The sequence below is a fragment of the Kitasatospora sp. NPDC051164 genome (assembly GCF_044455625.1).
In the GTDB taxonomy this organism is placed as follows: domain Bacteria; phylum Actinomycetota; class Actinomycetes; order Streptomycetales; family Streptomycetaceae; genus Kitasatospora.
Map to the genome: position 1 here is coordinate 127,202 of NZ_JBITFB010000029.1, position 11,884 is coordinate 139,085.

Here is an 11,884-nt window from a genome sequence, read left to right on the forward strand (position 1 = left end):
CGGCCTAGGTCCTCGGACCTGCGTCCGGCGCGGCCGCAGGCGGACGCGAGCGCCCCGGCGGCGGCGGTAGTTTGGCGGTATGCCCAGCACCACCGGAGACCACCTGGCCCACCAGGGCCCGCTGCCCGCCTGCGACCCCTGCCTGTCCGGGATCGAGACCGTCAGCCAGGCCCTGCTCGCCATGAGCCGGCACCTGGAGGTCCGCGAGGTGCTGCGCCGCATCACGGCCTCCGCCCGGGAACTGCTCGGCGCCGAGTACGCGGCCCTGGGCGTGCCCGACGACCACGGCGGATTCGCCCAGTTCGTGGTCGACGGCGTCACCGACGAGCAGTGGCGGGCGATCGGCCCGCTGCCCCGCCAGCACGGCGTGCTCGCCGCGATGCTGCACGAGACCGGCCCCATCCGCCTCGCCGACGTCCGCCGGGCACCCTCCTTCGGCGGCTGGCCCTCCGCGCACCCCGAGATGGGCGCCTTCCTCGGCATGCCGATCCTGGACACCGACGCGGCCGAGGACGAGTTGCAGGTGATGGGCGTCATCTTCCTCGCCAACAAGCGCGGCGGCGGCCTGTTCACCGACCACGACGAGGAACTGCTGCGGATCCTCGCCGCGCACGCCGCCCTCGCCCTGTCCAACGCCCGGCTGTACGAGCGCAGTCGTGAACTCACCCTGGCCGGGGAGCGCGCCCGGATCGCGCACGACCTGCACGACGCCGTCTCGCAGAAGCTCTTCTCACTGCGCCTCACCGCCAAGGCCGCCGCCAAGCTCGTCGACCGCGACCCGGCCCGGGCCCGCGCCGAGCTCGCCGAGGTCGCCCGGCTGGCCGCCGAGGCCGCCGACGAACTGCGCGCCGTCGTCGTGGAGTTGCGCCCGGCCGCGTTGGAGGAGGACGGCCTGAGCGCCACCCTCGCCTCCCAGGTGCAGGTCCTCGACCGCGCGCACACCGCCGACGTCGCCTTCGCCGCCGACGGTGTCCGCGCCCTGCCGCCCGCCCAGGAGGCCGCACTGCTGAGGGTCGCCCAGGAGGCGCTGCACAACGCGCTGCGGCACTCCGGCGCCGGCCGGGTCACCGTCACCCTGGCCGGGACGCCCGCGCGCGGCGCGGTGCTGCGGGTGCGTGACGACGGGCGCGGCTTCGACCCCGAATCCGTCCGCCGGGCCGGCCGCCACCTCGGCCTGGCCTCGATGCGCGACCGCGCGGCCGCCGTCGGCGGCACGCTCACCCTGGAGTCGGCCCCCGGCCGGGGGACGCTCGTCGAGATGGAGGTCCCCGGTGCCTGAGAGCACACCGTCGATCCGTGTCCTGCTGGTCGACGACCACCAGGTGGTCCGGCGCGGGCTGCGCACCTTCCTGGAGGTCCAGGACGACATCGAGGTGGTCGGGGAGGCCGCCGACGGGGCGGAGGGCGTCGAGCGGGCCCGCGAACTCGATCCCGACGTCGTCCTGATGGACCTCAAGATGCCCGGCGTCGACGGGATCGAGGCGCTGCGCACGCTCAAGGGCGAGGGCAGCCGGGCCCGGATCCTGATCGTCACCAGCTTCACCGAGCACCGCACGATGGTCCCCGCGCTGCGGGCCGGCGCCGCCGGGTACGTCTACAAGGACGTGGACCCGGAGGCCCTGGCCGGAGCGATCCGCTCGGTGCACGCCGGCCACGTGCTGCTCCAGCCGGAGCTGGCCGAGGCGCTGCTCTCCGACGAGGGCCCGCGCGCGCCGCAGGGCCGCGGCGGCACCCTCACCGAACGCGAGCGCGAGGTGCTCGGCCACATCGCCGACGGCCGCTCCAACCGGGAGATCGCGCGCAGCCTGCACCTGTCGGAGAAGACGGTGAAGACCCATGTCTCCAACATCCTGATGAAGCTGGACCTGGCCGACCGCACCCAGGCCGCGCTCTGGGCCGTCCGCAACGGCGAGGCCCGGGAGGGCGCTCGCGGCGCCTGACGGACGGCGCATGGGGGTCCGACGGGCCGACGCCCCGGGCGCACGGGGGCGTCCCGTGCGCGGGGGTCGGATTCCGGCCAGGTACGAGGGCGGTCCCGCGAGCCCTCAGCGGGCCTCGCGCTCGTCCGCGAGGGCGTTGTAGGCGGCCACCTGGGCCCGCCGGGCGGTGCGCCACAGAGGGGCCAGGACGGACTGCCGCGCGGCCATCTCGGAGGCACTGACGGCCGCCCCGTGCCCGCCGGAGGCGATCGACAGCAGGGCGGCCACCTGGCGGGCCGACTCCAGCACCCGGACGGCGCGCGGCGGGTAGCCGGGCGCGAGCAGCTCGGCGTGCCCGCGTCGGCGGTACGCCTCCAGGGCGCGCAGCGCCTCCGGCCCGGCGCCGGCCACGTCCAGCCGGGCGAGCAGCACGGTCGCCTCGCGCAGCCCGTCCGCCAGCTCGCGCTCGGCCTCCTGCAGCGACGGCACGTCCGCCGGCGGCGCGTCGTTCACCTCGGAGCAGCGCCACAGCACGGTCGCCGAGCGGTCCCCGGCCGGGCCGAACACCTCGACTTCCGGCACCAGCCCGAGCGGCACCCCCACCGCCAGGACGGCCTCGCCCACGGCCATGGCGCGCCCGTTGAACGGTGCCGGGCCGGTCAGCCCCAGCGGGTGCCCGGCCGAGGGCAGCGCGAGGCGCAGGCCCCGCACCCCCAGCACCCGCAGTCGGCCCAGCGCCCAGGTCAGCCCGTGCTGCTCGCCCGGCTCGTCCCCGGGCAGCCCGGTCACCCGGTGGCTCTCGTCGGTGCCCAGCACGGCCGCGGCGGCGTTGTCGGGCGGCACCAGGCCCGCCAGCAGGGCGTTGCCCCAGGCGGCCAGCCGCCCCGAACGGGGCTCTTCGTACGGATTGTCGGGAGGAGTCGCGAGCATCCGGCCAGCCTACGGAATCGGCGGTCATCCGCGTGGCGTAGGTTTGCCCATGCGTGTGCGGCGCACCCACCCCGTGCCCACCGGCTGCCGGGGTCGGGCGTGCCGCCCGCACCGACGGCCGAGAATCTTGTTTTTTGGGGAAGGCGTAGGCATGAGCGACGTGCTGGAGCTGGTGGACGTATCCGTGGTCCGGGAGGGGCGCGCGCTGGTCGACCAGGTCTCGTGGTCCATCTCCGAGGGTGAGCGCTGGGTCATCCTGGGCCCGAACGGCGCCGGCAAGACCACCCTGCTGCAGATCGCCTCCTCATACCTGTTCCCGACCTCGGGCAAGGTCAGCGTGCTGGGCGAGAAGCTGGGCGAGATCGACGTCTTCGAGCTGCGCTCCCGGATCGGCCTGGCCGGCGCCGCCATGTTCGACAAGCTGCCGGCCGAGCAGACCGTGCTGCAGACCGTGCTGACCGCGGCCTACGGCATGACGGTCAGCTGGCAGGAGAGCTACGAGCAGTCGGACGAGTCCCGCGCCCTCGCGCTGCTCGACCGCCTCGGCATGGCCGGCCTCACCGACCGCAAGTTCGGCACCCTCTCCGAGGGCGAGCGCAAGCGCACCCTGATCGCCCGCGCCCTGATGACCGACCCCGAGCTGCTGCTGCTCGACGAGCCCGCGGCCGGCCTGGACCTCGGCGGCCGCGAGGACCTGGTCCGCCGGCTCGGCGCGCTCGCCCAGGACGAGTTCGCCCCGGCCATGGCGATGGTCACCCACCACGTCGAGGAGATCGCCCCGGGCTTCACCCACGTCCTGATGATCCGCCAGGGCAAGGTGCTCACGGCCGGCCCGATCGACACCGAGCTGACCGCCCGTAACCTCTCCAAGTGCTTCGGGCTGCCGCTCACCCTGGAGCGCCACGGCGACCGCTGGTCGGCCCAGGGCCTGCCGCTGGGCTGAGGCCCCGTCCGGCCAAATCCTCCGCCCTGTCTCGGCCCGTCCTTCGCCCGTCTCGGGGAGGCTGCCGGAACCGGTCGCACGTGCGACCGGTTTCCGCCCCTCGACCTGCGGGAACTGTCCGCCTCGAAGGCCTTCGCTCCCTAGGATGGACGTGTGGACAGCTGGATCTGGTGGCTCCTGGCCGCCGCAGGGCTCGGCATACCGCTGGTTCTCACCGCGATGCCGGAGTTCGCCATGTTCGCGGTCGGAGCGCTCGCCGCCGCGGGCGTGGCCGGACTGGGCGGGGGAGTGGTCCTGGAGACCATCACATTCCTCGTGGTCTCGGTCGCGCTCGTGGTCTTCGTGCGCCCGATCGCCTACCGGCAGCTGCAGAAGGGCCCGCAGGTCAAGATGGGCATCGAGGCGCTGCACGGCGCCACCGCGGTCGTCGCGGAAACAGTCGACGGGGAAGGCGGCCGGATCAAGCTGAACGGCGAGATCTGGTCGGCCCGCGCGCTCCACCCGGACCAGGTGTACCAGCCCGGGCAGCAGGTCGACGTCGTCGAAATCCAGGGCGCGACCGCCCTGGTCGTCTAGGGGAGAGTCCGTGGAACCCGTCCTTATCGTCCTGGTCGTCCTGGTCGTGGTGGCCTTCATCGCGCTGATCAAGACGATTCAGGTCATCCCACAGGCCAGCGCGGCGATCGTGGAGCGCTTCGGCCGCTACACCCGGACGCTCAACGCGGGGCTGAACATCGTCGTCCCGTTCATCGACCGCGTCCGCAACCGGATCGACCTGCGCGAGCAGGTCGTGCCGTTCCCGCCGCAGCCGGTGATCACCCAGGACAACCTGGTCGTCAACATCGACACCGTCATCTACTACCAGGTGACCGACCCGCGGGCGGCCACCTACGAGGTCGCCAGCTACATCCAGGCCATCGAGCAGCTGACCGTCACCACGCTGCGCAACATCATCGGCTCGATGGACCTGGAGTCCACCCTGACCTCCCGCGAGGTCATCAACGCCGGTCTGCGCGGCGTCCTGGACGAGGCCACCGGCAAGTGGGGCATCCGGGTCAACCGCGTCGAGCTGAAGGCGATCGAGCCGCCGACCTCCATCCAGGACTCGATGGAGAAGCAGATGCGCGCCGACCGGGACAAGCGCGCCGCGATCCTCACCGCCGAGGGCCAGCGCCAGGCGCAGATCCTCAAGGCCGAAGGTGAGAAGCAGGCGGACGTGCTCAGGGCCGAGGGTGAGGCGCAGGCCGCGGTGCTGCGCGCCGACGGTGAGGCGGCCGCGATCCGGACGGTCTTCGAGGCCATCCACGACGGCGACGCCGACCAGAAGCTGCTCGCCTACCAGTACCTGCAGACCCTGCCCGAGCTGGCCAAGGGCGACTCCAACAAGCTCTGGATCATCCCCAGCGAGGTCGGCGACGCGCTCAAGGGCCTCGGCGGCGCCTTCACCGGCCTGACCGGCAACGGTGGCGGGGCCAACGGCGGCGCCGTCGCGGTGCCGAGCGTCCCGAAGGGCGCCCCGGCCACCCAGGTGCCGATCGACCCGGCGTCCGGGCCGCGGCCGGTGGACACCGAGAAGGGTGCCGCCCGTCCCCGGGTGGACCCGACCCGGGAGTACCCCAAGATCGACCCGGAGTGACCGGAGTGACCGGAGTGAGCCGACCCTGAGTGAGCGGCTGGGCTGTGCTTCGCCGAGGGCCCGCGGCCGTACGTCTCCCGTATGGCGGCGGGCCCTCGGGCTTTCGCGGCGCTTTTCGCGGCGCCGCGCGTGGCGCTTTTCGTGGCGCCGCTCGTGACGGTGTGGCGTACGTCCCGAATCGTGGGCGGCCCCTGGTCGGGCGGGAGGGCGGTCCGGCATGATCCTCTCGGACAGGACCGAGAGGAGAAGTGACCCATGACGCTCTGGGAGGCGATCGCCGTCCTGGTGGCTGGGGTCGGAGCCGGGATGATCAATGTGATCGTCGGCTCCGGGACCCTGATCACCTTCCCGGTCCTGCTCGCCGTCGGCATCCCGCCGGTCACCGCCAACGTCTCCAACTCCTTCGGCCTGGTGCCCGGTTCGCTCAGCGGCGTGATCGGCTACCGCCGCGAACTCGCCGACCAGGGACGCCGGGTGCTGCGCCTGGGCACCGCCTCGCTGCTCGGCGGGCTGCTCGGCGCGCTGCTGCTGATCAAGCTGCCGAGCGGGGCCTTCGACGCGATCGTCCCGGTACTGATCCTGCTCGCGCTCGTCCTGGTGGTGATCCAGCCCAAGGTGGCCAAGGCCGTCGCCGCCCGCCGCCGACCCGGCGGCGACCCGGACGGCGGCCCGGTGCTGCTGGCCGGGGTGTTCCTCACCGGCATCTACGGCGGCTACTTCGGCGCCGCCCAGGGCGTCCTGCTGATGGCGCTGATGGGCATGCTGCTGCAGGAGGAACTGCAGCGGATCAACGCGGTGAAGAACGCCCTGGCGCTGATCGTCAACGCCGTCGCCGCGCTGTTCTTCCTGTTCACCTCGACCGTGAACTGGACGGCGGCCGGGCTGATCGCGGTGGGCTCGCTGGTCGGCGGCCTGGTCGGCGCCAAGGTCGGCCGCCGCCTGCCGCCGGCCGCGCTGCGCGGGGTGATCGTGGTGGTCGGCCTCGCGGCCGTCACCAAGCTGCTGCTGGCGTGAGCGAAGCCGCTGCCGAGTCGAACGACCGTCAGACCGTAAGAGAGTCAGAGGAGTACGCCATGGCCCTGGAGATGCGCGAGATCTGTGAGCGCTGCGAGGTGTCGCTGACCGCCGACGGCCCCGCCTCGATATGTTCCTTCGAGTGCACCTTCTGCCCGGACTGCACCGAGGCCATGGCCGCCGGCTGCCCCAACTGCGGCGGCGAGCTGGTGGCCCGTCCGCGCCGGAAGGCCGCCTGACCCCGGCACCCCGGGGTACTCCGGCGCCCCGGAGTTCCCCGGCGCCCCGGAGCACTCCGGACCGACGACGCAGCAGGAGCGCAGCGATGAGCAGCAGGGCACGGCTGACCGAGGACGAGATCACGGCGGCACTGGCGGCGCTGCCGCACTGGACCCGGGAGGGCGACAGCATCGTCCGCAGCGCCGACGCCCCGGACTTCCCGGCGGGGATCCGGGTGGTCGCCGCCGTCGCTGAGCAGGCCGAGGCGCTCGACCACCACCCCGACATCGACATCCGTTGGCGCACCCTGCGCTTCGTCCTGTCCACCCACAGCGCAGGCGGCCTCACCGGCCTGGACTTCACCCTGGCCGCCCGCATCGACGAGGCCCTGCGCGCCGAGTCCGCGGCCTGACGCCCTCGGGCCGGGCCCGGGTCGTCCCTCCGGACCGGCGTGAGATGCTGACTGCCGCATCGGCAGGCAGGCGGGCTCGGAGGGACGAAACGGATGGCGCAGGAGCCCTTCGGAGACGCCCACACCGGGCAGCAGCCGTGGTACCCCCAGGGGCCTTCGGCCCAGGGCCAGCCGGTCCAGGGCCAGCCGGACTGGCAGGGCGACGGGTTCTACGGGCAGCAGCAGCCGCAGCAGCAGGCGGGCTACGGCGTGGCCGGGTACGGGCAGCAGTCGCAGTACGACCAGTCCGGCTACGGGCACGCCGGTTACGACCAGAGCGGCTACGACCAGTCCGGGTACGGGCAGACCGGGTACGTCGAGGGCGGTTACGTCCAGGGGCAGTACAGCGGCCACGAGCAGTACCAGCCGCTCCCGGAGTACCCGCAGTACCCGCAGTACCCGGACCACGCGCAGTCTCCGCAGTACCCCGCGCACGCGCAGTCGCTGCAGTACCCCGAGCACGCGCAGTCCCTGCAGTACCCCGACCTCGCGCAGCAGCCGTACACGCCGTATGCCGGCGGGCAACAGTCCGCCGGGGAGGGGCTGTACGTCCCGGCGGGGGCCGAGTACTCGGCGGACGGCTATGTGCACCTCGATGAGGCTGAGCCGAAGTCCGCGCCGACCGAGCCGGAGTCCGAGCCGACCGGGCCGGCCGGGTCGGAGAAGACCCCGGAGGGAGCCCCGAAGCCTGCGGCCCGGCCCGCCACGCGGTCCCGCGCCGCCGCCCGCCGGGGTGGTGACGGCGGTTCCGGTTCCGGTCCCAAGCCCGCGCCCGGCTCGATATCGGGCTCGGGGGCCGACTCCTCGTTCTCGGCCAAGGCCCGGCGGGCCGCCGACGCGGTGCTGACCGGGGAGCACGTGCCCAGCCGGAAGGCCCTGCTCGTGCGAGCCGGCGCCGGGGTGGCCGCGCTCGGGGTGCTGGTGGCGGCCGGGCTGATGGTCGGTGCCGAGGGCGGTGGCAGCGCGGCGGCGAGCAGCGGCGGCGAGCCCGGCTTCACGGTCGCGCACTCCCGGGCGTGGTCCGCGCAGCCCGTCGCGGCCGGGCAGCCCGGGGGTGACGACACGCTGGTCGGCAGCTGGCTGCTGACGGACGCGGTGGTCCGGGCCGACGGCTCCGGGGTGCACGCGTACGACCGCGCGGGCGGCAAGCCGACCTGGTCGGTGGAGCCGCCGGCCGCCGGGGCCGTTCCGTGCGGGCTGTCGGCGGGCGTGAACCAGGCGGGCCTGGGCGCGGCGCTGTTCCGTCCGCAGGCGGACCCGAAGAGCCCGTGCGCGCTGGTGGCCGTCGTGGACACCAGGACGGGCAAGACGGCCTGGACCAAGACCCTTTCGGACGCGAAGGGCGCCTACTCCGCGCGGGTCGGCGTCACCGAGGACAAGGTGGTCGCGATCGGCGACGACCACGCGGTGGCCTGGGAGTCGGCGGACGGGAAGGACATCTGGCAGTACACCGGGCAGGGCAAGTTCTGCACGCTCTCCGGCGGCGTCAGCGGCAAGACCGTGCTGGTGGCCTCCTCGTGCGCCGACTCGACGCCCGCCGACCAGGCCGTCGCGCTGAACCTCGCGGACGGCAAGGTCAGCTGGTGGCGGGGGCTGAACAACCAGCCGAAGACGGTGACGGTGCTGTCCGCCGAGCCGGCCGTGGTCCTCACCACCGGCGACAAGCCGAACAACGACCGGGTTTTCGCCTGGGGCACCGCCGGCGACCCGGCCGCCGAGATCCCGGTGGTCACGGACGGCGGCTGGCTGGACGTCGCCCACGGCACCTTCGCGGCCACACCCGAGGTGTTCTTCGAGGGCCGCACGATGGTCACCACCCTGACCCCGGCGAACGGCAGCGGGCCGGCGGCCGCGGTCGGCTACGACCTGGACACCGGCAAGCAGCGTTGGAAGGCCCCGACCACCGCCAAGGGCACCGTCCGGGCGGTCGGCATCGACGGCGGCTCGCTGGTGCTCGCCGCCGACGAACGCCGCGACCAGCCCGCCCACCTCACCCGGTTCCCGCTGGCGGGCGGCGAGGAGGCGGCCGGTGGCAACTTCCCGCCCGGGACCGGCTCGCTGCTGCTCTCCGGGCGGGTGCTGATCGGCGCTGGGCAGGTGGTTGTGGTGCCCGAGCACGCGGCCAACTACGGTACGGCGGCCGGGTACCAGGCGAAGGGCTGACGCCGCTCGCCGGGACCGGCCGGGTGGCTACGTGGTCAGGGCCGCTACCCGGATGGGGTGGCTACGCGGTCGGGTGGCTACGCGGCCGAAACGGGCAGGCCCGGTACCGGCGGCAGCCAGTCGGCGAGATCCCGCGCCTCCGAGCTGCGCAGACCGAGCGCCAGCATCAGGCTGGCCTGCGGGGTCGGCATGAACGGGCGCCGCAGCAGTTTCATCCCGGCCTGCTCCGGCGTTCGATCCGCCTTGCGCTGGTTGTCCTCCGCGCAGGCGGCCACGGTGTTCAGCCAACTGTCCGCACCACCGCGCGACTTGGGCTGCAGGTGGTCGACCGTGGTGGCCCGCCGCCCGCAGTACGCGCACAGGTGTTGGTCCCGCGCCAGGACACCCCGCCGAGACCACGGGGCCTGTTGTCGGAACGGCACCCGTACGTACCGTTGCAGTCTGATCACCCTCGGGACCGGGACGGCGACGCCCGTCCCCCGGATCGAGCGCAGCGGGTGCGCCTGCTCCACCACCGCCTTGTCCTGGAGCACCAGGACGACGGCGCGCTGGAGCGACACCGTTGTCAGGGGCTCGTAGCTCGCGTTCAGAACCAGCGTGTTGCGCACTCGGCACACCCTTCCCACGGGCGTGCCACGGCGGCACGACCGTCTCCACACACGTCACTGCCGCCGCACGGCGGTGACACCACTCTGAATGGGCGCAGGGCCGACGAACAACGGAATTTCCGGTATCGGGGAGGGGCCCGGGGGAGTACGCCGCCAGGCCCGAGGGGGTGCCTCGGGGAAAACTCGCTGGCCGGAACCGCGTAGGCTCTATCAGGCTGGAGTCGTACCGACCCGGGGCCCGACCGCATCGGGCCGCCACCGGGCGGGCGCCCGATAGAAGGAGAAGCGTGACCGTGACGGACATCGTCGACGAGCTGCGGTGGCGGGGGCTGATCGCCCTGTCCACCGACGAGGACGCACTGCGCAAGGCGTTCGCGGACGGCCCGGTCACGTTCTATTGCGGCTTCGACCCGACGGCCCCCAGCCTGCACCTCGGCAACCTCGTGCAGATCCTCACCATGCGCCGCATCCAGCAGGCGGGGAACCTCCCGCTCGGCCTGGTCGGCGGCGCCACCGGCCTGATCGGTGACCCGAAGCCCACCGCCGAGCGCGTGCTCAACGACCCCGAGACGGTGGCCGGCTGGGTGGAGCGCCTGCGCGGCCAGATCTCGCGCTTCCTCGACTTCGAGGGCCCGTACGCGGCGCGCATGGTCAACAACCTGGACTGGACGTCGGGAATGTCGGCGATCAGCCTGCTGCGTGACGTGGGCAAGTACTTCCGGGTCAACAACATGATCGCCAAGGAGGCCGTCGCCCGACGGCTCAACTCCGACGCGGGCATCAGCTACACCGAGTTCAGCTACCAGATCCTCCAGGGCATGGACTACCTGGAGCTGAACCGCCGCTACGGCTGCACCCTGCAGACCGGCGGCAGCGACCAGTGGGGCAACCTGACCGCCGGCACGGACCTGATCCGCAAGGCCGACGGCAAGTCCGTCCACGCGCTGGCCACGCCGCTGATCGTCAAGGCCGACGGCACCAAGTTCGGCAAGACCGAGTCCGGCACCGTCTGGCTCGACCCCGAACTGACCACCCCGTACGCCTTCTACCAGTTCTGGCTGAACGCGGACGACCGGGACGTCTCCAAGTTCCTGCGGATCTTCAGCTTCCGCTCGAAGGAGGAGATCGGAGAGCTGGAGCGCGAGACCACCGAGCGCCCCGCCGCCCGCCTCGCCCAGCGTGCCCTCGCCGAGGAGCTCACCACCCTCGTCCACGGCGCCGAGCAGTACGAGCGCGCGGTCGCCGCGTCCAAGGCGCTGTTCGGCCAGGGCGACCTCGCGGACCTGGAGGCCCCGACCCTGGCGGCCGCCCTGGCCGAGGTCCCGAAGACCGAGACCCCCGAACTCCAGCCGGTGGTCGACCTGTTGGTCGCCGTCGGCCTGTCGCCGAGCCGATCGGCCGCGCGTCGGACGATCAAGGAGGGCGGCGCCTACCTCAACAACGTCAAGGTGACGGACGAGGAGGCAGTGCCGACCGAGGCCGACCTGCTGCACGGCCGCTGGCTGGTGCTGCGGCGCGGCAAGCGGAACCTGGCGGCGGCGGAGCTGGTCTCCGCCGGCTGACACGCCGGGCTGACCTGCTTGGCTGAAAGCACACCCACGCTGAGCTGCGGCTTCGAGCATCGAGGGCCGGATCTGGACAGATCCGGCCCTCGACGTTTGACGAGGCCCTCCGGGTGGCCTAGTGTTGAACGAGTCGCTGAAGCGGCCACCCCATTCAGCAAGACCCACTCTCACACCCCATTCACATGGGTTCGTTGGCGTTTTCGTCAACAGGGCGTGAGCGTGAATTTCGAGTAACTCTCGAAATGCGCTAAAGTGGTGGACGTCGCGAAAAGCGGCCCTGACCAGTTCGGGAAATCGGATGAATGAAACTCCGGAAAACGGAGCGGAAAACGTCTGGTAAACTGGAAACACGAAAGAACGAAGCCCGGAGGGTCCGCTGGAAGGCGGTCCGAAGGAAGCGTCCGTTCCTTGAGAACTCAACAGCGTGCCAAAAGTC

Annotated in this window: 12 protein-coding genes; 10 read left to right on the plus strand and 2 right to left on the minus strand. The window is 72.6% G+C overall.

What is annotated here, in order from left to right:
- The first annotated feature begins 181 nt into the window (after positions 1 to 181).
- Together ACIBEC_RS35595 and ACIBEC_RS35600 are read left to right on the plus strand one after the other, a co-directional pair.
- Entirely contained in the window at positions 182 to 1,279 is a 1,098-nt protein-coding gene (locus tag ACIBEC_RS35595) for a GAF domain-containing sensor histidine kinase (RefSeq protein ID WP_360499738.1), read from the plus strand.
- Entirely contained in the window at positions 1,272 to 1,940 is a 669-nt protein-coding gene (locus ACIBEC_RS35600) for a response regulator transcription factor (protein WP_360499700.1), read from the plus strand. The genes ACIBEC_RS35595 and ACIBEC_RS35600 overlap by 8 nt, the downstream gene beginning before the upstream one ends.
- A gap of 105 nt (positions 1,941 to 2,045) precedes the next feature.
- Here ACIBEC_RS35600 and ACIBEC_RS35605 read toward each other — a convergent pair whose 3' ends face one another.
- Positions 2,046 to 2,849, minus strand: a complete 804-nt coding sequence (locus tag ACIBEC_RS35605; RefSeq protein ID WP_360499702.1) for a hypothetical protein — start codon at positions 2,847 to 2,849, stop codon at positions 2,046 to 2,048.
- A 151-nt stretch (positions 2,850 to 3,000) separates the two neighbouring features.
- Here ACIBEC_RS35605 and ACIBEC_RS35610 point away from each other — a divergent pair, with 151 nt between their 5' ends.
- From ACIBEC_RS35610 to ACIBEC_RS35640, 7 genes are all read left to right on the plus strand, one after another.
- Positions 3,001 to 3,792, plus strand: coding sequence for an ABC transporter ATP-binding protein (locus ACIBEC_RS35610; protein WP_360499704.1), 792 nt, complete (start codon positions 3,001 to 3,003; stop codon positions 3,790 to 3,792).
- 153 nt (positions 3,793 to 3,945) lie between these two features.
- Positions 3,946 to 4,368 (plus strand): NfeD family protein, encoded by a 423-nt coding sequence (locus ACIBEC_RS35615; RefSeq protein ID WP_360499706.1) that lies wholly within the window; start codon positions 3,946 to 3,948, stop codon positions 4,366 to 4,368.
- Between the two features lie 10 nt (positions 4,369 to 4,378).
- The gene (locus ACIBEC_RS35620) at positions 4,379 to 5,428 is read left to right on the plus strand and encodes an SPFH domain-containing protein (RefSeq protein WP_360499708.1); all 1,050 of its coding nucleotides are present in this window, start codon (positions 4,379 to 4,381) and stop codon (positions 5,426 to 5,428) included.
- Between the two features lie 255 nt (positions 5,429 to 5,683).
- Positions 5,684 to 6,442: a sulfite exporter TauE/SafE family protein gene (locus tag ACIBEC_RS35625; protein ID WP_360499710.1), complete on the plus strand. Its 759-nt coding sequence runs from the start codon at positions 5,684 to 5,686 to the stop codon at positions 6,440 to 6,442.
- A gap of 59 nt (positions 6,443 to 6,501) precedes the next feature.
- Positions 6,502 to 6,681, plus strand: a complete 180-nt coding sequence (locus ACIBEC_RS35630; RefSeq protein ID WP_360499740.1) for a DUF1272 domain-containing protein — start codon at positions 6,502 to 6,504, stop codon at positions 6,679 to 6,681.
- Positions 6,682 to 6,767: 86 nt separating this feature from the next.
- Positions 6,768 to 7,073, plus strand: a complete 306-nt coding sequence (locus ACIBEC_RS35635) for a 4a-hydroxytetrahydrobiopterin dehydratase (RefSeq protein WP_360499712.1) — start codon at positions 6,768 to 6,770, stop codon at positions 7,071 to 7,073.
- 93 nt (positions 7,074 to 7,166) lie between these two features.
- Positions 7,167 to 9,275: a PQQ-binding-like beta-propeller repeat protein gene (locus ACIBEC_RS35640; protein ID WP_360499714.1), complete on the plus strand. Its 2,109-nt coding sequence runs from the start codon at positions 7,167 to 7,169 to the stop codon at positions 9,273 to 9,275.
- Positions 9,276 to 9,352: 77 nt separating this feature from the next.
- On the opposite strand, the gene ACIBEC_RS35645 is transcribed toward ACIBEC_RS35640, so the two are convergent.
- Entirely contained in the window at positions 9,353 to 9,883 is a 531-nt protein-coding gene (locus tag ACIBEC_RS35645) for an HNH endonuclease (RefSeq protein ID WP_360499716.1), read from the minus strand.
- Positions 9,884 to 10,176: 293 nt separating this feature from the next.
- Here ACIBEC_RS35645 and tyrS point away from each other — a divergent pair, with 293 nt between their 5' ends.
- Positions 10,177 to 11,445, plus strand: coding sequence for a tyrosine--tRNA ligase (gene tyrS / locus ACIBEC_RS35650; RefSeq protein ID WP_360499742.1), 1,269 nt, complete (start codon positions 10,177 to 10,179; stop codon positions 11,443 to 11,445).
- Positions 11,446 to 11,884 lie beyond the last annotated feature (439 nt).

Coding starts and splice junctions, on each gene's coding strand:
- ACIBEC_RS35630 (WP_360499740.1), top strand. CDS start 6,502: ATGGCCCTGGAGATGCGCGAGATCTGTGAGCGCTGCGAGGTGTCGCTG.
- ACIBEC_RS35595 (WP_360499738.1), top strand. CDS start 182: ATGAGCCGGCACCTGGAGGTCCGCGAGGTGCTGCGCCGCATCACGGCC.
- ACIBEC_RS35610 (WP_360499704.1), top strand. CDS start 3,001: ATGAGCGACGTGCTGGAGCTGGTGGACGTATCCGTGGTCCGGGAGGGG.
- ACIBEC_RS35625 (WP_360499710.1), top strand. CDS start 5,684: ATGACGCTCTGGGAGGCGATCGCCGTCCTGGTGGCTGGGGTCGGAGCC.
- ACIBEC_RS35635 (WP_360499712.1), top strand. CDS start 6,768: ATGAGCAGCAGGGCACGGCTGACCGAGGACGAGATCACGGCGGCACTG.
- ACIBEC_RS35640 (WP_360499714.1), top strand. CDS start 7,167: ATGGCGCAGGAGCCCTTCGGAGACGCCCACACCGGGCAGCAGCCGTGG.
- ACIBEC_RS35605 (WP_360499702.1), bottom strand. CDS start 2,849: ATGCTCGCGACTCCTCCCGACAATCCGTACGAAGAGCCCCGTTCGGGG.